Raw genomic sequence first — 22,463 nt, 5'->3', positions numbered from 1 at the left:
TCCTTGATATGTCGTCGGTACGATTAAAAACAACTGTATAGATATACAGTTATCCGAATCATAGATGAGAAATTTCCTACGTCAAGGAAATACTTTTCCGACTCAAATTCTGCGGTTGGCGATGAAATGCAGTTGACGGTTATTATTTAAGTTGTACGATGACCTACAACTTCGGCGAAAGCTGAACGGTTTCCTCACACACATACGTCGCTATCCAGGGTGTTCGAATAATGAATCCACAAGAACTGAAGTCCATCCTCTCTTCCGGTCTGTTGTCTTTCCCGGTTACCGATTTCAATGCTCAGGGCGATTTCCATCGCGCGGGCTATATCAAACGTCTCGAATGGCTGGCCCCATACGGTGCCTCGGCATTGTTCGCCGCGGGCGGCACCGGTGAGTTCTTCTCTCTGGCGGCCAGCGAATATTCGGAAATCATCAAGACTGCCGTCGACACCTGCGAAACCAGCGTGCCGATTCTGGCTGGCGTTGGCGGTTCGACTCGTCAAGCCATTGAATACGCACAGGAAGCCGAGCGTCTGGGGGCCAAAGGCCTGTTGCTGCTGCCGCACTACCTGACCGAAGCCAGCCAGGACGGCGTTGCCGCTCATGTTGAAGCCGTGTGCAAATCGGTGAAAATCGGCGTGGTGGTTTACAACCGCAACGTCTGCCGCCTGACCGCGCCGCTGCTGGAACGTCTGGCCGAGCGTTGCCCGAATCTGATCGGCTACAAGGATGGCCTGGGCGATATCGAGTTGATGGTGTCGATCCGTCGCCGCCTCGGCGATCGTTTCAGCTACCTGGGCGGTTTGCCGACCGCCGAAGTCTACGCCGCCGCCTACAAGGCATTGGGCGTACCGGTTTACTCCTCGGCGGTGTTCAACTTCATCCCGAAAACCGCGATGGATTTCTACCACGCCATTGCCCGCGAAGATCACGCCACCGTCGGCAAGATCATCGACGACTTCTTCCTGCCGTACCTGGACATCCGTAACCGCAAAGCGGGCTACGCGGTGAGCATCGTCAAGGCCGGGGCAAAAATTGCCGGCTATGACGCAGGTCCTGTGCGTGCGCCGCTGACCGATCTGCTGCCAGAAGAGTACGAAGCTCTGGCCGCGCTGATCGACAAGCAAGGTGCGCAGTAACACATCCGATTAAACAAGGCCGCTGAGTATTCAGCGGCCTTTTGCGTAAGGTCTATTTGTTTTGAGGGGCAGCCGGTGACAGATGCAAAGCGTTTTGATAACTACATAAACGGTGAATGGGTTGCGGGTAGCGATTACTCCAACAACATCAACCCGTCCGAACTGACCGATACCATCGGCGAGTACGCCAAGGCTGATCTCGCTCAGGTTCACGCCGCCATCGACGCCGCCCGTGCAGCGTTCCCGGCCTGGTCCACGTCGGGCATTCAGGCGCGTCACGATTCGCTGGATAAAGTCGGCACAGAAATCCTCGCCCGCCGCGAAGAACTCGGCACCTTACTGGCCCGTGAAGAGGGCAAGACCCTGCCTGAAGCCATCGGCGAAGTGACCCGCGCCGGTAACATCTTCAAGTTCTTCGCCGGTGAATGCCTGCGTCTGTCCGGCGACTATCTGCCGTCGGTGCGTCCGGGTGTGAACGTCGAAGTGACTCGCGAAGCGCTGGGCGTGGTCGGTCTGATCACACCATGGAACTTCCCGATCGCGATCCCTGCGTGGAAAATCGCCCCGGCCCTGGCCTACGGCAACTGCGTCGTGCTGAAACCGGCCGATCTGGTACCGGGTTGCGCCTGGGCGCTGGCCGAAATCATCTCCCGCGCAGGCTTCCCGGCCGGCGTGTTCAACCTGGTGATGGGCAGCGGCCGAGTGGTTGGCGATGCGCTGGTGCAGAGCCCGAAAGTCGACGGTATCAGCTTCACCGGTTCCGTGGGTGTCGGTCGTCAGATCGCGGTCAACTGTGTGTCGCGCCAGGCCAAGGTTCAGTTGGAAATGGGTGGCAAGAACCCGCAGATCATTCTCGACGACGCCGACCTCAAGCAAGCGGTCGAGCTGTCGGTACAGAGCGCGTTCTACTCCACCGGCCAGCGTTGCACGGCGTCCAGCCGTTTCATCGTCACCGCCGGGATTCACGACAAGTTCGTTGAAGCCGTGGCTGAGCGCATGAAGTCGATCAAGGTCGGTCACGCGCTGAAAGCCGGCACCGACATCGGTCCGGTCGTCTCGCAAGCGCAGCTTGAACAGGACATGAAGTACATCGACATCGGCCAGTCCGAAGGTGCACGTCTGGTCAGCGGCGGTGGTCTGGTGACCTGCGATACCGAAGGCTATTACCTCGCGCCAACCCTGTTTGCCGACAGCGAAGCGTCGATGCGCATCAGCCGCGAAGAGATCTTCGGCCCGGTGGCCAACGTGGTTCGCGTAGCGGATTACGAGGCCGCGCTGGCCATGGCCAACGACACCGAATTCGGTCTGTCGGCGGGCATCGCCACCACGTCGTTGAAGTATGCCAACCACTTCAAGCGCCACTCCCAGGCCGGGATGGTGATGGTCAACCTGCCGACGGCGGGCGTGGATTACCACGTTCCATTCGGTGGGCGTAAAGGTTCATCCTATGGATCTCGCGAGCAAGGTCGCTACGCGCAAGAGTTCTACACCGTGGTGAAGACCTCTTACATCGGTTCGTAAACGCAATACCCTGTGGGAGCGAGCCTGCTCGCGATAGCATCACCGCGTTGAAACTGACACTGCGCGGCGTCTGCATCGCGAGCAGGCTCGCTCCCACAGAAAAACCAAAGATTCACCCGCGCATAAAAATAATCAGTGGGAGTACATCTACATGCAAGCGACCAAGCCGACCCACGTCCGCTATTTGATTTTGCTCATGCTTTTTCTGGTGACCACGATCAACTACGCCGACCGGGCTACCATCGCCATCGCGGGCTCCAGCCTGCAAAAAGACCTCGGCATCGACGCGGTCACCCTCGGCTATATCTTCTCCGCATTCGGTTGGGCCTACGTGGCCGGGCAAATTCCCGGTGGCTGGTTGCTGGACCGTTTCGGCTCGAAAAAAATCTACGCGCTCAGCATCTTTACCTGGTCGCTGTTCACCGTGTTGCAGGGCTATGTCGGTGAGTTCGGCATGTCCACGGCAGTGGTTGCGCTGTTCATGCTGCGCTTTTTGGTGGGCCTGGCCGAAGCGCCATCCTTCCCCGGCAACGCACGCATTGTGGCGGCCTGGTTTCCGACCGCTGAACGAGGTACGGCGTCTGCGATCTTCAACTCGGCGCAATACTTCGCCACCGTGTTGTTCGCACCGCTGATGGGTTGGATCGTTTACAGCTTTGGCTGGCAGCACGTGTTCATCGTCATGGGCGTGATCGGCATCGTCTTCTCGGGGATCTGGCTGAAGGTGATCTATAGCCCGCGCCAACACCCGATGATCAATGAGGCCGAGTTCAAGCACATCGCCGACAACGGCGGCATGGTCGACATGGACCAGGACAAAGGCAAAGGCAAAGGCAAAAAGGGCGACGGTCCGAAGTGGGACTACATCCGCCAGTTGCTGACCAACCGCATGATGCTCGGTGTGTATCTGGGCCAATACTGCATCAACGGCATCACCTACTTCTTCCTGACCTGGTTCCCGGTGTACCTGGTGCAAGAACGCGGCATGACCATCCTCAAGGCCGGTTTCATCGCCTCGTTGCCGGCGATCTGCGGCTTCATTGGTGGCGTGCTCGGCGGCGTGATTTCCGACTACCTGCTGCGCAAGGGCCATTCCCTGACCTTCGCCCGCAAGGCGCCGATCATTGCTGGTTTGCTGGTCTCCAGCAGCATCGTGGCCTGCAACTATGTAGACGTTGAATGGATGGTCGTCGGCTTCATGGCCCTGGCATTCTTCGGCAAAGGCGTGGGTGCGCTGGGTTGGGCCGTGGTGTCTGACACCTCGCCAAAACAGATCGCCGGTCTCAGCGGTGGCTTGTTCAACACCTTCGGCAACATCGCGTCGATCACCACCCCGATTGTCATCGGCTACATCATCAGCTCCACCGGCTCGTTCAAATGGGCGCTGGTGTTTGTCGGTTGCAACGCCTTGGTCGCGGTATTCAGCTACCTGGTAATCGTCGGTCCGATCAAACGTGTGGTACTCAAGGAGCCGCCCGTCAGCGGTCCTGAAACCAATAACAAATTGTCTCAAGCGCATTCCTGAGGAGCGGCGTCATGCAGTTGATTGAACATTCTGACTCGCCGCGTTACATCCGCCTGCACGAGCGGGACAACGTAGTGATCGTGGTCAACGACCAGGGCGTGCCGGCCGGCACCGAGTTTCCGGACGGCCTGGTCACCGTGGATTTCGTGCCACAGAGCCACAAGGTCACCCTGGAAGACATTTCCGAGGGCGGCCAGGTGATTCGTTACGGGCAGACCATCGGCTACGCGTTGCAGCCAATTCCGCGCGGTAGCTGGGTCAAGGAAGATCAACTGCGCATGCCCACCGCGCCACCGCTGGACAGCTTGCCGCTGTCCACCGAAGTGCCGACGGCGCAGGCACCGCTGGAAGGCTTCACGTTCGAGGGTTATCGCAACGCCGACGGCACCGTCGGCACGCGCAACATTCTCGGGATTACCACGACGGTTCAGTGCGTCACCGGTGTGCTCGATCATGCGGTCAAGCGCATCAAGGATGAATTGCTGCCGCTCTATCCGAACGTCGATGACGTGGTCGCGCTGACTCACAGCTACGGCTGTGGCGTGGCGATTACCGCGACTGACGCGTACATCCCGATCCGCACGGTGCGCAACCTCGCGCGCAACCCTAACCTGGGTGGCGAAGCCTTGGTGATCAGCCTGGGTTGCGAGAAATTGCAGGCCGGGCAGGTGATGCACGAGAACGACAGCTCGGTGGATTTGAGCGATCCGTGGCTGTACCGCTTGCAGGATTCCAGTCACGGTTTTACCGAGATGATCGAGCAGATCATGGCGCTGGCCGAAACTCGTTTGAAGAAGCTCGATCAACGTCGCCGGGAAACCGTGCCGGCGTCCGAGCTGATTCTCGGTATGCAGTGCGGCGGCAGCGATGCGTTTTCCGGGATCACCGCCAACCCGGCGTTGGGCTATGCCTCGGACCTGTTATTGCGCGCCGGCGCGACGGTGATGTTTTCCGAAGTCACCGAAGTGCGCGATGCGATTTACCTGCTGACTTCCCGTGCAGAGACTGAGGAAGTTGCTCAGGAACTGGTGCGCGAGATGGACTGGTACGACCGTTACCTGGCCAAGGGCGAAGCGGATCGCAGCGCCAACACCACGCCGGGCAACAAGAAGGGCGGGTTGTCGAATATTGTCGAAAAGTCCCTGGGCTCGATCGTCAAATCCGGCAGCAGCGCGATCAACGGGGTGCTGGGTCCTGGTGAGCGCTTCAAGCGCAAAGGGCTGATCTTCTGTGCGACCCCGGCCAGTGACTTTGTCTGCGGGACGTTGCAATTGGCGGCGGGGATGAACCTGCATGTGTTCACTACCGGGCGTGGCACACCGTATGGTTTGGCGATGGCGCCGGTGGTGAAGGTGTCGACCCGGACCGAGCTGGCGCAGCGTTGGCCGGACTTGATCGACATCGATGCCGGGCGGATTGCGACCGGGCGGGCCTCGATTGAAGACCTTGGCTGGGAGTTATTTCACTACTACCTGGATGTGGCCAGCGGCAAAAAGCAGACGTGGGCGGAGAAGCACAAGCTGCATAACGACATCACCCTGTTTAACCCGGCGCCGATCACCTAAGACCGAGTCGCCTGCTTCGCGGGCAAGCCTTGCTCCTACGGTTTTATGTCGTTCGCGCCATTGCGTACGACTCAGACCTGTAGGAGCAAGGCTTGCCCGCGATAGCGTTCTCCCAGACGCCGATGTCCTCCGTGGCTTATCATTAGCCCCCTAACGACGCTCACCCAAGGTTACCCCGGCATGCTGGCTATCTTCCTCGAAACCCTGAACATCACCGCGCCGGTGTTTGCCATGCTGTTTCTGGGGGCGCTGCTCAAGCGCATCGACTGGATCAACGACAATTTCATCCACACTGCATCGGCACTGGTATTCAACGTCACCATGCCGGCGTTGTTGTTTCTGGGCATCCTGCATGCCGACCTGCACGCTGCGTTGCAACCGGCGCTGCTCATCTACTTCTCGCTCGCTACCCTGGTCTGTTTTGCCATCGCCTGGGGCTGGGCGATCTGGAAGTGCCCGCGGGAAGACCGGGGGATCTACACCCAGGGCGCCTTTCGCGGCAACAACGGGGTGATCGGCCTCGCACTGGCGGCAAGCATGTACGGCGACTATGGGATTTCCCTCGGGGCGATTCTCGCAGCGTTGGTGATCCTGTTTTACAACACGCTCTCGACCATTGTGCTGGCGGTGTACAGCCCGGTGATCAAGTCCGACCCCTGGAGCATCTGCAAAAGCGTGATGGTTAATCCGCTGATCATCAGCGTGTTTGCGGCGGCGCCGTTTGCCTACTTCAAGATCGGCTTGCCGGGATGGCTGGAGACGTCCGGCCAATACCTGGCGCAAACCACCTTGCCGCTGGCGCTGATCTGCATTGGCGGCACGCTGTCGCTGGCTGCCCTGCGCAAAAGCGGCAACATGGCGCTGAGCTCGAGCCTGGTGAAGATGATCGGCCTGCCGGTGCTGGCGACACTGGGGGCGTGGCTCTGGGGCTTTCGTGGGGCGGAGTTGGGGATTCTGTTTCTGTACTTCGGCAGCCCGACCGCCGCTGCCAGTTTTGTCATGGCCCGTCAGGCCAATGGCAATCATGAACTGGCGGCAGCGATCATCGTGATCACCACGTTGATGGCGGCGGTTACCACCAACATCGGGATCTTCCTGTTGCAGTGGGGCGGGTGGATTTAGCTGCGGGATTTGTGGTGTTCTTCAGGGCCTCATCGCGAGCAGGCTCGCTCCCACAGGTTCAGTGTTGTTAATCAAATGTAGTGAACACCGAAGATCCCTGTGGGAGCGAGCCTGCTCGCGATGGCGGTAGACCTGGCAACGAAAATGACGGCGGCTTATTCCGGCTTCTGGTAGCTATCGATCACTTCCTGCGCCGCCCGAAACGCATCGATGGCCGCCGGGACACCGGCATACACCGCGCAATGCAGCAGCGCTTCACGAATCTCTTCCACGGTGCAGCCATTGTTCAGCGCACCGCGCACGTGACCTTTCAATTCCTGCGGGCACTTCAAGGCGGTCAGGGCGGCGAGGGTGATCAGGCTGCGGGTTTTCAATGGCAAACCTTCGCGGTTCCAGACGCCGCCCCAGGCGTGCTCGTTGACGAAATCCTGCAGCGGTTGCGTGAACTCGGTGGCATTGCCCAGCGCGCGGTCGACGAAGGCGTCGCCCATCACTTGGCGGCGTACTTCAACGCCAGGCTTTTTATCATCGGTCATGGCAATTCCTAATTGTGGTGTTGGCGACGCCAGGCGCGCAGCGACGTGAACAGCAAAAACGCCATCAGCGCCGGCAGGACAAAAAACAGCATCAGGTGTTCAAGCTTGCCAGCCAGCGGCATGCCGGTGGTGAACGACACCACGTGCAGACCGTAAGCCAGATACAAACCCAAAAACAGCAGACCTTCGGCGCGGGTCACCCGGTAACCGGAATAGAACATCGGCAGGCACAACACCGCGACGCCGAGCATCACCGGCAAGTCGAAGTCCAAGGCGTTGGGTGATACCGACAGCGGCGATGGCGCGATCAGCGCGGTGAAGCCCAGCACGCCCAAGAGGTTGAACAGATTGCTGCCGATCACGTTGCCCACGGCGATGTCGCGCTCACCACGCAAGGCGGCGATCAACGAGGTGGCCAATTCCGGCAGGGAGGTGCTGACGGCGACGATGGTCAGGCCGATGATCCGCTCCGACAACCCCAGATCGGTCGCGACCGAAACCGCCGCGCCCAACAGCAAGTGACCGGCGTAGACCAGCATCGCCAAACCCACGACGATCATCAGCAGGCTGCTGAACCATGGCGCTTGCGGGACTTCGTGGGTGGTCGATTGTGGACGGACCGAGTGTCGTGACTGGCGCAGCAACAGGCCCAGATACAACGCCAGTGCTGCCAGCAGCATCACGCCATCGGCGCGGGTCAGTTCTTCGTTCCACGCCAATACGAACACCAGCAGGCTAGCGCCGATCATCAGCGGAATATCCAGGCGCACCAGTTGCCGTGAAACCCGCAGCGGGATGATCAGCGCCGAGAGCCCGAGGGTGACGAGGATGTTGAAGATGCTACTGCCGATCACACTGCCGACGGCGATGTCGGCGTTCTGCGCCAGGGTCGCTTGCAGGCTGACCGCCATCTGCGGTGCGCTGCTGCCGAGGGCGACGATGGTCAGGCCGATAATCAGTGGTCGTACATGCAGGCGCGCGGCGAGGCGGACGGCGGCGCGCACCATCAACTCAGCGCCGGCGATCAGCAACAGCAAGCCGCCGAGCAATTCAATCACGCTGATCAGGGGTATATCGGCAAGTCCGAAAATGGTTGGTGCTCCGTCTATCAGTCGTCGAGGGCTTGCACGCGAACCTTCGCGGTGCCGCTGCGCAACATGCCCAACTGTTCGGCCGCTTCACGTGACACGTCGATCAGGCGTCCACGAGAGTATGGCCCGCGGTCGTTGACGCGCACCACGCAGGACCTGTCGTTATTCAGGTTGGTAATCTTCACCCGGGTGCCGAACGGCAACTGACGATGGGCGGCGGTCAGGCCGTGCTGGTTGAAACGCTCGCCACTGGCGGTGCGTTTGCCATGGTGTTTGGCGCCGTAATACGAAGCTACGCCGGTCTTGTCGTAGCCGTGTGGATCGATGGCATCGGTGCTGGCGCAACCGGCCAGCAGAGAGAGCAGGGCGCAGGCACTGAGCAGACGCTTCATTTAGAAAGTCCCAAAAACAAATGTGGGAGCGAGCCTGCTCGCGATGGCGGACTGTCAGTCACATCAATGATGGCTGTGCCGCCGTCATCGCGAGCAGGCTCGCTCCCACAAGGGGTAGAGCCAGGCTTTAAAACTGGCTCCATTGCGATCAGCCTTCGAGCTTGCTTTTCAGCAGTTCGTTAACCTGTTGCGGGTTGGCCTTGCCTTTGGAGGCTTTCATGGCCTGGCCGACGAAGAAGCCGAACATCTTGCCGCGTTTGGCTTCGTCTGCCGCGCGGTACTGCTCAACTTGTTCGGCATTGGCCGCGAGCATTTCGTCCAGCACTGCCGAGATCGCGCCCGTGTCGGTCACTTGCTTCAAGCCGCGCTTGTCGATGATCTCGTCCGCGCTGCCTTCGCCGTTGGCCATGGCTTCAAACACCACTTTGGCGATCTTGCCGGAGATGGTGTTGTCGGTGATGCGCAGCAGCATGCCGCCCAGTTGCTCGGCCGAGACCGGCGACTGATCGATGTCCAGGCCCTGTTTGTTCAACAGGCTGCCCAGTTCAACCATCACCCAGTTGGCCGCCAGCTTGGCGTCGCCGCCGATGCTCACGACTTTCTCGAAGTAATCGGCTTGCTCGCGGCTGGTGGCCAGGACGCTGGCGTCGTAGACCGACAGACCGAACTGCGCCTGGAAGCGCTCGCGTTTCTGCGGTGGCAGTTCTGGCAGTGTGGCGCGCACGTCGTCGAGGAATGAGTCTTCGATGACCACCGGCAGCAGGTCCGGATCGGGGAAGTAACGGTAGTCGTTGGCTTCCTCTTTGCTGCGCATCGGACGGGTTTCGTCCTTGTTCGGATCGTACAGACGGGTCTGCTGGATCACTCTGCCGCCGTCTTCGATCAGTTCGATCTGACGCTGCACTTCGGTGTTGATCGCCTTCTCGATAAAGCGGAACGAGTTGACGTTCTTGATCTCGCAGCGTGTGCCGAATTCAACCTGGCCTTTCGGACGGATCGACACGTTGCAGTCGCAACGCAGCGAACCTTCGGCCATGTTGCCGTCGCAGATGCCGAGGTAACGCACCAGTGCGTGGACTGCCTTGACGTAAGCCACGGCTTCTTTAGCGCTGCGCATGTCCGGCTCGGACACGATTTCCAGCAGCGGCGTGCCGGCACGGTTCAGGTCGATGCCGGTGGCACCGCTGAATTCTTCGTGCAGGCTTTTACCGGCGTCTTCTTCCAGGTGCGCGCGGGTGATGCCGACGCGTTTGACCGTGCCGTCTTCCAGCGCGATGTCCAGGTGGCCTTTGCCAACGATCGGCAATTCCATCTGGCTGATCTGGTAGCCCTTCGGCAGGTCCGGGTAGAAATAGTTCTTACGCGCGAACACGTTGTGCTGGCCAATCTCGGCATCAATCGCCAGACCGAACATCACCGCCATGCGCACTGCTTCCTGGTTCAGCACCGGCAGTACGCCAGGCATACCGAGATCAACCAGGCTGGCCTGGGTGTTCGGCTCGGAACCGAAGGTGGTGGAACTACCGGAAAAGATTTTCGACCGGGTGGTGAGCTGGGTGTGAATCTCCAGCCCGATCACGACTTCCCATTGCATGTGTTTCTCCTCAGAAGCCGGTTGGGGTGCGGGTGTGCCAGTCAGTGTTCAACTGATACTGGTGCGCAACGTTGAGCAAACGGCCTTCCTGGAAATACGGGGCGAGCAATTGCACGCCGACCGGCAGACCATCGACAAAACCGGCTGGCATGGACAAGCCTGGCAGACCGGCGAGGTTGGCGGTAATCGTGTAGACGTCTTCGAGGTACGCAGCAACCGGGTCGCTGTTCTTGGCGCCGAGTTTCCAGGCCGGGTTCGGCGTGGTTGGGCCGAGGATGATGTCGACCTCATTGAAGGCAGCCATGAAGTCGTTCTTGATCAGACGGCGGATTTTCTGTGCCTTCAGGTAGTAGGCGTCGTAGTAACCGGCCGACAGCGCGTAGGCACCGACCATGATCCGGCGCTGCACTTCCGGGCCGAAACCTTCGCCACGGGAACGCTTGTACAGGTCTTCCAGGTTTTTCGGGTCTTCGCAGCGGTAGCCGAAACGCACGCCGTCAAAACGCGACAGGTTGGAAGAGGCTTCTGCCGGGGCAATCACGTAGTACGCAGGAATCGCGTGCTGCATGTTCGGCAGGCTGATTTCCTTGATCACGGCACCGAGCTTTTTCAGCTCTTCGACACTGGCCATAACCAGGTCGGCAATACGCGGGTCGAGACCGGCGCTGAAATACTCTTTAGGAACGCCGATGCGCAGGCCTTGCAGCGAACCGTTGAGGCCCGCGCTGTAATCAGGCACGGGCTCGTCGATGCTGGTGGAGTCTTGCGGGTCGAAACCGGCCATGCCTTGCAACAGGATCGCGCAGTCTTCGGCGGTGCGGGCCAGAGGGCCGCCCTGATCGAGGCTGGAAGCGTAGGCGATCATGCCCCAGCGTGAAACGCGACCGTACGTCGGTTTCAGGCCAGTGAGGTTGGTCAGTGCGGCCGGCTGACGGATCGAGCCGCCCGTGTCGGTGCCAGTGGCTGCCGGCAGGAGACGCGCGGCAACTGCTGCCGCGGAACCGCCAGACGAGCCGCCCGGAACGTGTTCCAGGTTCCACGGGTTTTTCACCGCGCCGTAATAGCTCGACTCGTTGGCCGAACCCATGGCGAATTCGTCCATGTTGGTCTTGCCCAGCGTCACGGCACCCGCGGCGGCCAGCTTGGCGACCACGGTGGCGTCGTACGGTGCTTTAAAGTTGTCGAGCATCTTCGAGCCGCAGCTGGTGCGGATGCCCTGGGTGCAGAACAGGTCTTTGTGGGCGATCGGCGCACCGAGCAGGGCGCCGCTCTCACCATTGGCGCGGCGTGCGTCAGCGGCTTTCGCCTGCTGGAGCGCCAGGTCTTCGGTGAGGCTGATGAAACTGTTGAGCTGCGGATCGAGCTGGGCGATACGCGCCAGCAGGGTTTTGGTCAGCTCTTCGGAAGAAAACTTTTTATCGGCGAGACCGCGGGCGATCTCGGTCAGAGTCAATTGATGCATTGCAGGCTCTTTCCCTTTAGTCGATGACTTTCGGAACCAGGTACAGGCCGTTTTCGACCGCTGGTGCGATGGACTGATAGGCCTCGCGATGATTGGTCTCGGTCACGACGTCTGCACGCAGGCGCTGGCTGGCTTCCAGTGGGTGGGCGAGCGGCTCGATACCGTCGGTATTGACCGCCTGCATTTCGTCGACCAGTCCCAGAATGCTGTTCAGGGCCGAAGTGATGTGTGGAAGATCGGCATCATTAAGGCCAAGACAGGCCAGATGAGCGATTTTTTCCACGTCGGAGCGTTCAAGCGTCATGGGATTCTCCAGTGGAAGGAAAACAGAACGGATGCTATCCGTGTGTTAGATTGTCGGAACACTACCGCATTTCTACGGTCATAAGGCCGCGATTGTGGGGGTTGGTGCACAGAAAAGCGGCCAATTTAACATATTGGCGCCTTGCCCAAAATCCCTGTCGTTGTTAGAGTTTGCCGCACTTTTTTACCCACGCGTTGCCTAGGGTCCCTTTCCCATGTTCAAGAAACTGCGTGGCATGTTTTCCAGCGATCTTTCCATTGACCTGGGCACTGCCAACACCCTTATTTACGTGCGCGAGCGCGGTATCGTCCTGAATGAGCCATCGGTTGTGGCTATTCGGACACACGGTAACCAGAAAAGTGTCGTTGCCGTCGGCACCGAGGCCAAGCGCATGCTCGGCCGTACGCCGGGCAACATTGCTGCCATTCGTCCGATGAAGGACGGTGTGATCGCCGACTTCAGCGTTTGCGAAAAGATGCTGCAGTACTTTATCAACAAGGTTCACGAAAACAGCTTCCTGCAGCCTAGCCCTCGTGTGCTGATCTGCGTTCCATGCAAATCCACCCAGGTTGAGCGTCGTGCCATCCGTGAATCGGCCCTCGGTGCCGGTGCCCGTGAAGTGTTCCTGATCGAAGAGCCAATGGCCGCTGCGATCGGTGCCGGCCTGCCGGTTGAAGAAGCTCGCGGCTCGATGGTTGTCGATATCGGTGGCGGTACCACCGAAATCGCGCTGATCTCCCTGAACGGTGTGGTTTACGCCGAATCCGTACGGGTTGGCGGCGACCGCTTCGACGAAGCGATCATCACTTACGTGCGTCGCAACTACGGCAGCCTGATCGGCGAATCCACTGCCGAGCGCATCAAGCAGGAAATCGGTACTGCCTACCCGGGCGGCGAAGTTCGCGAAGTCGATGTTCGTGGCCGTAATCTGGCCGAAGGCGTTCCACGCGCATTCACCCTGAACTCCAATGAAGTGCTGGAAGCTCTGCAAGAGTCCCTGGCCACCATCGTTCAGGCTGTGAAAAGTGCACTGGAGCAATCGCCTCCGGAACTGGCTTCCGATATCGCCGAGCGTGGTCTGGTACTGACCGGTGGTGGCGCCTTGCTGCGTGACCTCGACAAGTTGCTGGCCCAGGAAACCGGTCTGCCGGTGATCGTTGCCGAAGACCCGCTGACCTGCGTTGCTCGCGGCGGTGGCCGTGCGTTGGAAATGATGGATAAACACACCATGGACCTGCTGTCGAGCGAGTGATCTCGCCCGACGCATCTATGCTGTTGGCGCGCAGGCAGCACTTTGCGGTGCTGCCTGTTGGCGTTTATCTTCTGTCAGTCTGCATCCAGGCCGGTTTGATGCCGTATGAATAAAGAGAACATTTGCCTGGGAGGAGCGGCTTATTAAACCGCTTTTCACCAAAGGGCCTTCACTGGGCGTGCGCTTGTTGGTGCTGGTCGTGCTATCGGTCGCGCTGATGGTGGTCGATGCCCGCTTCACACTGCTCAAGCCAGTGCGTAGCCAAATGTCGCTGGTACTGATGCAGTCTTACTGGATCACCGACCTGCCGCAGCGGCTATGGCAGGGTGTGGCCAGCCAATTTGGCAGCCGTACCGAACTCGTCGCCGAAAACGAAAAACTCAAAACCGAAAACCTGCTGTTGCAGGGCCGCATGCAAAAGCTTGCCGCCCTCACCGAGCAGAACGTTCGGCTGCGCGAGTTGCTCAACTCCTCCGCGCTGGTCAACGAGAAGGTCGAAGTGGCCGAGCTGATCGGCATGGACCCCAATCCCTTCACCCACCGCATCATCATCAACAAAGGTGAGCGCGACGGTGTGGTCCTCGGTCAGCCGGTGCTCGATGCCCGCGGCCTGATGGGCCAGGTGGTCGAGTTGATGCCGTACACCTCTCGTGTGCTGTTGCTGACCGATACCACTCACAGCATTCCGGTGCAGGTGAACCGCAACGGTCTGCGGGCGATTGCCAGCGGCACCGGCAACCCGGAACGCCTGGAGTTGCGTCATGTGGCCGATACCGCCGACATCAAGGAAGGCGATCTGCTGGTCAGCTCCGGTCTGGGCCAGCGGTTCCCGGCGGGTTACCCGGTGGCGACGGTCAAGGAAGTGATCCACGATTCCGGTCAGCCGTTCGCTATCGTGCGTGCCGTACCGACCGCCGCCTTGAACCGCAGCCGCTACTTGCTGCTGGTGTTCACTGACGGCCGCACAGCCGAAGAGCGCGCCAACGATGCTGCCCAGGCTCAAGAAGCCTTGGACCAGCACGGTGGTGGACCGATCATTCCTGCGAGCGTGCCGAAACCTGCCCTCGTCCCGGCAGCTGTTGCTGCGCCCGTGGCGCCGGTTGCGCCGACGATTGCCCCTGCCGCCACAACCCCGCCTAAACCTGCGGCAACTCATCCTGCTCCTGCGAAACCTGCCGCCAGCAAACCGCCCGCGACACAACCTGCGGCCGCTAAACCGCCCGCTGCCGTGAAGCCTGCTGCCAAACCGCCTGTCTCTGCGCCGGCTACTACTGGGGGACGAGAATAATGGTGGGTGCTACTGCCTCCCGAAACGGCTGGATGATCTGGCTGACATTCGCCATAGGCATGCTGCTCAGCGTTTCGCCGCTGCCGCAATTCATGGAAATCCTCCGTCCACTGTGGCTGGCCTTGCTGCTGGCGTTCTGGGCGTTAGCCATGCCGCAGAAAGTCGGGATGGTCACCGCGTGGTGCCTGGGCCTGGCTGAAGACGTGCTTTATGGCACGCTGCTGGGCCAGAACGCGTTGATCCTGACGTTGATCACGTACCTGGTGCTGGCGCTGCAACAACGCCTGCGCATGTTCCCGATGTGGCAACAGAGCCTGGTGATCCTGGTGATCTTCGGCCTCGCGCAGCTTGTTCAACTATGGCTCAGCGCCCTGACCGGCAATCGTCAGCCGACGCTGGCGCTGGTCTTGCCGGCATTGGTCAGTGCACTGCTCTGGCCATGGATCAGCTACGGTTTGCGCGGTTTGCGTCGACGCTACAAAATCAACTAATTCGGTCAGGCATTTGCCCGTACCGGTGCCCTGCCTCGCAAATACGTTCCTTTTTGGCGAGTGGCTGTTGTTGCCAGGCAAGGCGCCGCGACGAGTCATAGCTCGCTATGGCGAGGAGCGGCAACGCAGTATGGCTACAACAGGCGCCGCCAAAAAGGAACAGTATTTGTGAGGCAGGGCACTAAACAGGGAGATGTCTTGATGAAACAGCTGTACCTCGCCTCAGGCTCGCCGCGTCGGCGTGAACTGCTCACGCAGATCGGCGTGCCGTTCTCCGTCATCCGCGCGGACATCGATGAAACTCCTTTAGAAGATGAATCCCCGACGGCTTATGTCGAGCGCCTGGCGCGCGGCAAAGCCGAGGCCGGGCGGGGGACTGTCGTGTCTGACGCAGATTTTTGCGTGCTGGGCGCCGACACCGCCGTGGTGCTGGACGGAAAAATACTCGGCAAGCCGGTTGATGAAGCCGAGGCGTGCGCCATGCTTATGATGTTGTCCGGGTGTGAACATGAAGTCCTGACGGCGATCGCGGTGCGAGAGAGTGAGCGTTGCGAGTCTCGGGTGGTGCGCAGTCTGGTGCGTTTTCGCAACATCAATCGCGATGAAGCGGTGGCCTACTGGGCCAGCGGCGAGCCGCAAGACAAGGCCGGCGGCTACGGCATTCAAGGACTCGGCGCGGTGTTCGTCGCCGGGCTCAATGGCAGTTACTCGGCGGTAGTCGGGTTACCGCTGTGCGAAACCGCTGAGCTGCTTGGCCATTTCGGCATACCCTGTTGGCAAACCCTTAACGCGCGTTGAGCGTCGTACTGACAAGATGCGGCCATTATCGTGAACATGCCTGAACGAGACCCTGCCATGAGTGAAGAGATCCTGATCAACATCACGCCGATGGAATCGCGCGTGGCGGTGGTTGAAAACGGTGTTCTGCAAGAGGTCCACGTCGAGCGCACGCAAAAGCGCGGGATCGTCGGCAACATCTATAAAGGCAAGGTCGTGCGGGTATTGCCCGGCATGCAGGCGGCATTCGTCGATATTGGTCTGGACCGCGCAGCGTTCATTCATGCCTCGGAAATTTCCCTGCGCGAAGGCCCGGCGGTCGAGAGCATCAGCGCTCTGGTTCACGAAGGTCAGAGCCTGGTGGTGCAAGTGACCAAGGACCCGATCGGCTCCAAAGGCGCACGCCTGACGACTCAGTTGTCGATTCCATCGCGTTATCTGGTGTACATGCCGCGCACCTCGCACGTTGGCATTTCGTTGAAGATCGAAGACGAAGCCGAGCGCGAACGACTCAAGCAAGTGGTCACCGATTGCGTGGCCAAAGAAGGCATTCAAGAGGTCGGTGGCTTCATCCTGCGTACCGCTGCCGAAGGTGCCGGTGCCGATGAAATCCTCATGGACATTCGCTACCTGCGTCGTCTCTGGGATCAGATCAACGAGCAGATCAAAACCATCAGCGCGCCGAGTGTGATCTATGAAGACCTCGGCCTGGCGCTGCGCACCTTGCGTGACCTGGTGAGCCCGAAGATCGAGAAGATCCGGATCGACTCCCGGGAAACCTTCCAGAAAACCACGCAGTTCGTCGCCGAGCTGATGCCGGAAATCGCCGATCGTCTTGAGCATTACCCTGGCGAACGGCCGATCTTCGACCTGTACGGCGTCGAAGACGAAATCCAGAAAGCCCTGGAGCGCAAAGTCCCGCTGAAATCCGGCGGTTACCTGGTGGTCGATCCGGCGGAAGCCATGAGCACCATCGACGTCAACACCGGGGCGTTCGTCGGTCATCGCAACCTCGAAGAAACCATCTTCAAGACCAACCTCGAAGCCGCGACCGCCATCGCTCGTCAGCTGCGCCTGCGCAACCTGGGCGGGATCATCATCATCGACTTCATCGACATGGAAGATGAAGAGCACCAGCGTCAGGTGCTGCGCACGCTCGAGAAGCAACTGGAACGCGATCACGCCAAGACCAACATCATCGGCATCACCGAGTTGGGCCTGGTGCAGATGACCCGCAAGCGCACCCGCGAAAGTCTTGAACAAGTGCTGTGCGAACCGTGCAGCAGCTGCCAGGGCCGCGGCAAGCTGAAGACGCCGGAAACTGTTTGCTACGAGATTTTCCGCGAAATCCTCCGCGAAGCTCGCGCCTATCAGGCGGAAGGCTATCGTGTATTGGCAAACCAGAAAGTGGTCGACCGTTTGCTCGATGAAGAATCGGGCAATGTCGCCGAGCTCGAAGGTTTTATCGGACGCACCATCCGGTTCCAGGTGGAAACCATGTATTCCCAGGAACAATACGACGTGGTGCTGCTCTGAATCGCTGTCTTTCCACCCTGCTAGAACGGCTGGCCTCAGCTTTTTGCAGTATTTTTGCCATGGGAGCCAACTGACATGGAACGTCTGACACGCATTGTGGCCGCACTGACCCGCTGGGGTCTGGGGCTGTGTGCGTTGGTGTTGGTGTTGTTGGCGTTATACGTCAGCCTCGGCCGAGAGCTGACCCCGCTGGTGGCCGAGTACCGTGCCGAAGTCGAAGCCGAAGCCAGCGCTGCTTTGGGCATGCCGCTGAACATCGGCGAACTGGAAGGTAGCTGGAGCGGCTTTGCTCCGATCATGCTGGCTCACGACGTGATGGTCGGCGAGGGCGCCAATGCCCTGCGTCTGGATCAGGTGCGCGCGGTGCCGGATCTTTGGGCCAGTCTGATGGCTCGCGAAGTGCGCATCGCTCACCTGGAACTCAGCGGCCTGAAGATCAGCCTCAAGGAAGGCGAGGATGGCCATTGGGCGCTGGAAGGTTTGCCGGTGCAGCAGGATCAGCCGCTGGATCCTGAACAATTGCTCAATCGTATGCAGATGGTTCAGCAGCTGTCGGTGCTCGATAGCCAGGTCACTTTGCAGCCACTGCAAGAGCAACCGCTGACCCTGACTTACGTCGGCTTGAATCTGAAAACCGGCGTCTCTCGCCAGCGACTCGACGCCCGTTTGACCCTGCCCGATGGACAACCGGTGGCCATCAGTCTGCGTACCCGTCTGCGCGCCAGCGAATGGAAAGACGGCGAGGCCGAAGCTTATTTGAGCCTGCCGCAAAGCGACTGGTCGAAATGGTTGCCTGAGCGCCTGACCCAACAATGGAATTTTTCCGAGTTCAAGGCCGGCGGCGAGCTTTGGGTGAACTGGAACAAGGGCGCCCTGCAGAGTGCTGCGATTCGCTTGAACGCGCCGCAACTCAAGGGTGCGTACGCCGAGCGCAAACCGATCCAGATCAACAATCTGGCGCTCAACGGCTATTTCCAGCGCAGCTCCGAAGGCGTGCTGGTAACCCTGGATTCACTGGCCATGAACCTTGGCGAGACCCGTTGGGAATCGCATCTGCAATTCAAACAAAACGCGGCGACCGACAAGACTGAAGAGCTTTGGCATCTGCAAGCCGACCGCCTCGATCTCACCCCGATCACCCCGATACTGAATGCCTTGGGGCCGCTGCCCGAAGGCATTGCCACCGCCGTCGAGCGACTCCAAGTGACGGGTGGCCTGCGCAACGTGCTGATCGACTTCCGGCCCAATGCTACCGACGACAGCAAATTCAGCTTTGCCGCCAACCTGGATCGGGTCGGCTTCGATGCCTATCACGGCGCTCCGGCGGCGCGAAATGTCAGTGGCAGCATCAGCGGTGATCTGGGCGGTGGTGAGCTGCGCATGGACAGCAAGGATTTTTCCCTGCACCTGGACCCGATCTTCGCCAAGCCATGGCAGTACATTCAGGCCAATGCCCGACTGACCTGGAAGCTCGATAAAGAAGCCTTCACCTTGATCGCGCCGTACCTGAAGGTGCTGGGCGAGGAGGGCAAGATTGCCGGCGACTTCCTGATCCGCCTGCATTTCGACCAGACCCAGGAAGACTACATGGACCTGCGGGTCGGTCTGGTGGACGGCGACGGTCGTTACACCGCCAAGTACTTGCCGACAATGCTCAGCCCGGGGCTGGACGAATGGCTGCGTACGGCAATTCTCAAAGGTGCGGTGGACGAAGGCTTCTTCCAGTATCAGGGTTCGCTGAACCACGGGGCCGCAGACACTGCCCGCAGCATCAGCCTGTTCTTCAAGGTTCACGATGCCGAACTGGCCTTCCAGCCAGGCTGGCCACATGTCAGCAAGGTCACGGGTGACGTGTTTGTTGAAGACAGCGGTGTGCGGGTCCTGGCCAGCAAGGGGCAGTTGCTCAATACCCAGGTCAGCGACATTTACGTCAATATTCCCCGTGCGCCAGCGGGGCAAAACGTCCATCTGTTCCTCGACGGCGGATTCGCCGGCGGGTTGGGCGATGGCCTGAAGATTCTGCAGGAAGCGCCGATCGGCACCGCCGCCACCTTTGCCGGTTGGGAAGGCGAGGGCGATCTGCGGGGCAAACTGAAACTGGACATTCCATTGGTCAAAGGCGAGCAACCGAAGATCCTCGTCGACTTCAAGACCGCCAAGGCCCGTCTGAAAATGGCCGAGCCAACCCTGGAGCTGACTCAACTCAAGGGCGATTTTCGTTTCGACAGCACCAAGGGTTTGAGCGGGCAAAACATCACCGCGCGCGTCTTTGATAAACCGGTTACCGCACAGATTTTCGCCGATGGCAGCCCCGGCAACCTCAAGACTCGCGTCGTCGGCTCCGGCCAGGTCGAGGTCAAGAAACTGACCGACTGGCTGAGTGTGACTCAGCCGTTGCCAGCGTCCGGTGTGATCCCTTATCAGCTGCAACTGAACCTTGATGGGGCCGACAGTCAATTGATGGTCAGCTCCAACCTCAAGGGCGTAGCAATCGATTTGCCGGCGCCGTTCGGCATGGCGGCCGACGTCGGCCGCGACACCACGTTCCGCATGACCCTGCAAGGGCCGGAGCGGCGCTACTGGGTCAATTACGGTGAGCTGGCTAACTTCACGTTTGCGGCACCGCCCGGCAATTTTGCCGACGGTCGTGGCGAGTTGTTCCTGGGTGGCGGTAATGCCGTGCTACCCGGCGCCAAAGGCCTGCGGGTGCGCGGTGTGCTGTCGGAACTGGATGTCCGCCCCTGGAAGGACCTGGTAGACAAGTACGCCGGCCAGGATCCGGGCGGCAACGCCAAACAGTTGCTCAGCAGTGCGGATTTCAAGATTGGCAAGCTCAGTGGTGTCGGCACTACGCTCGATCAGGCTTCCGTACAGTTGAACCGCAAACCCGCTGCGTGGGCCCTGCAACTCGACAGTCAGCAGGTCAAGGGCAGCGCCAGCATCCCCGATGCGAAAGCCGCGCCGATTGCGATCAATCTGCAATACGTGCGTTTGCCGGCGCCAGACCCGACGGTCCTGGCCGACGAAAACTCGCCAGATCCACTGGCCTCGGTGGATCCGACGAAGATCCCGGCACTGGATATCACCATTAATCAGCTATTCCAGGGCAAAGACCTCGTCGGGGCCTGGTATCTGAAGGTCCGTCCGACCGCCAAGGGCATTGCGTTTAATACGCTGGATCTGGGCCTCAAGGGCATTCTCCTGCAGGGCAGCGGCGGCTGGGAAGGTGTGCCTGGCTCCAGCAGCAGTTGGTACAAGGGCCGGATCAGCGGCAAGAACCTCGCCGATGTGCTGAAGGGCTGGGGCTTTGCGCCGAGTGTCACCAGTGAAGAGTTTCATATGGATGTCGACGGTCGCTGGCCCGGTTCGCCGGCCTGGCTGGCGACCAAGCGCTTCTCTGGAACCCTCGACGCTTCGCTGAATAAAGGCCAGTTCGTTGAAGTTGAGGGCAGCGCCCAGGCGTTGCGAGTGTTCGGCTTGCTCAACTTCAACTCCATCGGCCGCCGGTTGCGTCTGGACTTCTCCGACCTGTTCGGCAAAGGTTTGAGTTACGACCGGGTCAAAGGCCTGCTGGTCGGGACCAACGGCGTGTATGTGACGCGTGTGCCGATCCGGCTGACCGGCCCGTCGAGCAACATCGAGCTCAACGGGACGCTGGATCTGGTGGGCGATAAGGTCGACGCCAAGTTGCTGGTGACGTTACCGGTGACCAACAACCTGCCGATTGCCGCGCTGATCGTCGGTGCACCGGCTATCGGCGGCGCGCTGTTCCTGATCGATAAGCTGATCGGTGACCGCGTGGCGCGTTTCGCCAGCGTCCAATACACCGTCAAGGGGCCGTGGAAAGAGCCGAAAATCACCTTCGACAAGCCTTTTTGACTTTCTTTTTGAAAACACACTCCTCAAGCCTATGGAGTAGCATGACCAAACATAGCGGCGCAGGTCCTCTGTAGCAGCCTTCGGCAGCTGCTACAGGTCGGTGTACAGATTTCAAAAAGGAAAGGCCATGTCTGTAGCGGTGATTCAAATGGTCAGCCAGAGCGATGTGCTGGCCAATCTGGCCCAGGCCCATCGGCTGCTCGAGCAAGCGGCGGCCAGTGGTGCGCAGCTTGCCGTACTGCCGGAAAACTTCGCCGCCATGGGCCGTCGCGACATCGCCGACATCGGCCGCGCCGAGGCGGTGGGCGAAGGCCCGATCCTGCCATGGTTGAAACAGACCGCCCGCGACCTCAAGTTATGGATAGTGGCCGGCACGTTGCCGTTGCCGCCGGTGGATCAACCGACGGCCAAAATGCATGCCTGCTCGCTGCTGGTGGATGACCTCGGCGAAATCGTTGCACGGTATGACAAATTGCACCTTTTCGACGTTGATGTGGCGGACAATCGCGGGCGTTATCGCGAATCCGATGACTATGCTTATGGCAGTGGGGTAGTCGTGGCGGACACGCCCGTCGGTCGAGTCGGGCTGACGGTGTGTTACGACCTGCGCTTCCCGGAGCTGTACAGTGAATTACGCGCTGCCGGGGCGGAATTGATTACCGCGCCGGCGGCGTTTACCGCGGTGACCGGCGCGGCGCATTGGGAGGTGTTGATTCGCGCGCGAGCCATCGAAACCCAATGTTATGTGCTCGCGGCTGCCCAGGGTGGGACGCATCCGGGGCCGCGAGAAACCTTTGGCCATGCTGCGATTATCGACCCGTGGGGGCGTGTGCTGGCGCAACAGGATCAAGGCGAGGCCGTGCTGCTGGCCGAACGCGATAGCAGCGAACAGGCGTCCATCAGGGCGCGGATGCCGGTGTCCCGTCACCGGCGCTTTTTCTCGCAGGGCGCCCGGCGACCTGCCTCAGAACGATGAATTTAAGGCG

Annotated in this window: 18 protein-coding genes; 12 read left to right on the top strand and 6 right to left on the bottom strand. The window is 60.1% G+C overall.

Going from position 1 to position 22,463, the window contains the following annotated elements; translation table 11 throughout:
- Positions 1 to 230: 230 nt before the first annotated feature.
- From kdgD to ACYZUA_RS27445, 5 genes are all read left to right on the top strand, one after another.
- Positions 231 to 1,142, top strand: coding sequence for a 5-dehydro-4-deoxyglucarate dehydratase (gene kdgD / locus ACYZUA_RS27465; protein WP_064679746.1), 912 nt, complete (start codon positions 231 to 233; stop codon positions 1,140 to 1,142).
- 75 nt (positions 1,143 to 1,217) lie between these two features.
- Positions 1,218 to 2,663 (top strand): aldehyde dehydrogenase family protein, encoded by a 1,446-nt coding sequence (locus tag ACYZUA_RS27460; protein WP_461961363.1) that lies wholly within the window; start codon positions 1,218 to 1,220, stop codon positions 2,661 to 2,663.
- 70 nt (positions 2,664 to 2,733) lie between these two features.
- Entirely contained in the window at positions 2,734 to 4,188 is a 1,455-nt protein-coding gene (locus ACYZUA_RS27455; RefSeq protein WP_461964136.1) for an MFS transporter, read from the top strand.
- An 11-nt stretch (positions 4,189 to 4,199) separates the two neighbouring features.
- Complete coding sequence (gene garD, locus ACYZUA_RS27450) at positions 4,200 to 5,753, top strand: galactarate dehydratase (RefSeq protein ID WP_461961362.1); 1,554 nt, start codon at positions 4,200 to 4,202, stop codon at positions 5,751 to 5,753.
- A 180-nt stretch (positions 5,754 to 5,933) separates the two neighbouring features.
- Positions 5,934 to 6,875 carry an AEC family transporter gene (locus tag ACYZUA_RS27445; RefSeq protein WP_150658787.1) on the top strand — a complete coding sequence of 314 codons (942 nt, stop codon included), beginning with the start codon at positions 5,934 to 5,936 and terminating at the stop codon, positions 6,873 to 6,875.
- A gap of 155 nt (positions 6,876 to 7,030) precedes the next feature.
- On the opposite strand, the gene ACYZUA_RS27440 is transcribed toward ACYZUA_RS27445, so the two are convergent.
- The 6 genes from ACYZUA_RS27440 to gatC all read right to left on the bottom strand — a co-directional run bounded on the left by ACYZUA_RS27440 (position 7,031) and on the right by gatC (position 12,254).
- Complete coding sequence (locus ACYZUA_RS27440; protein ID WP_134096699.1) at positions 7,031 to 7,411, bottom strand: carboxymuconolactone decarboxylase family protein; 381 nt, start codon at positions 7,409 to 7,411, stop codon at positions 7,031 to 7,033.
- 8 nt (positions 7,412 to 7,419) lie between these two features.
- Complete coding sequence (locus ACYZUA_RS27435; protein ID WP_461961361.1) at positions 7,420 to 8,469, bottom strand: calcium/sodium antiporter; 1,050 nt, start codon at positions 8,467 to 8,469, stop codon at positions 7,420 to 7,422.
- 50 nt (positions 8,470 to 8,519) lie between these two features.
- Positions 8,520 to 8,894: a septal ring lytic transglycosylase RlpA family protein gene (locus ACYZUA_RS27430; RefSeq protein ID WP_461961360.1), complete on the bottom strand. Its 375-nt coding sequence runs from the start codon at positions 8,892 to 8,894 to the stop codon at positions 8,520 to 8,522.
- Positions 8,895 to 9,042: 148 nt separating this feature from the next.
- On the bottom strand, positions 9,043 to 10,488 hold the full coding sequence (gene gatB / locus ACYZUA_RS27425; RefSeq protein ID WP_111450415.1) for an Asp-tRNA(Asn)/Glu-tRNA(Gln) amidotransferase subunit GatB: 1,446 nt from the start codon (positions 10,486 to 10,488) through the stop codon (positions 9,043 to 9,045).
- Between the two features lie 10 nt (positions 10,489 to 10,498).
- A complete protein-coding gene (gene gatA / locus ACYZUA_RS27420) occupies positions 10,499 to 11,950 on the bottom strand; it encodes an Asp-tRNA(Asn)/Glu-tRNA(Gln) amidotransferase subunit GatA (RefSeq protein ID WP_461961359.1) in 1,452 nt (483 codons plus the stop codon).
- A 16-nt stretch (positions 11,951 to 11,966) separates the two neighbouring features.
- Positions 11,967 to 12,254, bottom strand: coding sequence for an Asp-tRNA(Asn)/Glu-tRNA(Gln) amidotransferase subunit GatC (gene gatC, locus ACYZUA_RS27415; protein ID WP_008026876.1), 288 nt, complete (start codon positions 12,252 to 12,254; stop codon positions 11,967 to 11,969).
- Positions 12,255 to 12,468: 214 nt separating this feature from the next.
- Here gatC and mreB point away from each other — a divergent pair, with 214 nt between their 5' ends.
- The 7 genes from mreB (at position 12,469) to ACYZUA_RS27380 (ending at position 22,453) form a co-directional block, all read left to right on the top strand.
- On the top strand, positions 12,469 to 13,506 hold the full coding sequence (mreB, locus tag ACYZUA_RS27410) for a rod shape-determining protein MreB (protein ID WP_002555108.1): 1,038 nt from the start codon (positions 12,469 to 12,471) through the stop codon (positions 13,504 to 13,506).
- Positions 13,507 to 13,684: 178 nt separating this feature from the next.
- Complete coding sequence (mreC, locus tag ACYZUA_RS27405; RefSeq protein ID WP_461961358.1) at positions 13,685 to 14,794, top strand: rod shape-determining protein MreC; 1,110 nt, start codon at positions 13,685 to 13,687, stop codon at positions 14,792 to 14,794.
- On the top strand, positions 14,794 to 15,285 hold the full coding sequence (gene mreD, locus ACYZUA_RS27400) for a rod shape-determining protein MreD (RefSeq protein WP_461961357.1): 492 nt from the start codon (positions 14,794 to 14,796) through the stop codon (positions 15,283 to 15,285). Before mreC ends, mreD begins: the two co-directional genes overlap by 1 nt.
- A 201-nt stretch (positions 15,286 to 15,486) precedes the next feature.
- Positions 15,487 to 16,083 carry a Maf family protein gene (locus ACYZUA_RS27395; RefSeq protein WP_461961356.1) on the top strand — a complete coding sequence of 199 codons (597 nt, stop codon included), beginning with the start codon at positions 15,487 to 15,489 and terminating at the stop codon, positions 16,081 to 16,083.
- Positions 16,084 to 16,140: 57 nt separating this feature from the next.
- Complete coding sequence (gene rng / locus ACYZUA_RS27390) at positions 16,141 to 17,598, top strand: ribonuclease G (RefSeq protein WP_461961355.1); 1,458 nt, start codon at positions 16,141 to 16,143, stop codon at positions 17,596 to 17,598.
- A gap of 75 nt (positions 17,599 to 17,673) precedes the next feature.
- The gene (locus ACYZUA_RS27385; protein ID WP_461961354.1) at positions 17,674 to 21,477 is read left to right on the top strand and encodes a YhdP family protein; all 3,804 of its coding nucleotides are present in this window, start codon (positions 17,674 to 17,676) and stop codon (positions 21,475 to 21,477) included.
- A 127-nt stretch (positions 21,478 to 21,604) separates the two neighbouring features.
- Positions 21,605 to 22,453, top strand: a complete 849-nt coding sequence (locus ACYZUA_RS27380; protein ID WP_461961353.1) for a carbon-nitrogen hydrolase family protein — start codon at positions 21,605 to 21,607, stop codon at positions 22,451 to 22,453.
- Positions 22,454 to 22,463 lie beyond the last annotated feature (10 nt).

Source organism: Pseudomonas sp. LS2P72 (assembly GCF_054897865.1).
The sequence above is the reverse complement of the archived record's forward strand: the minus strand, read 5'-3'. Positions and strand labels throughout refer to the sequence as shown.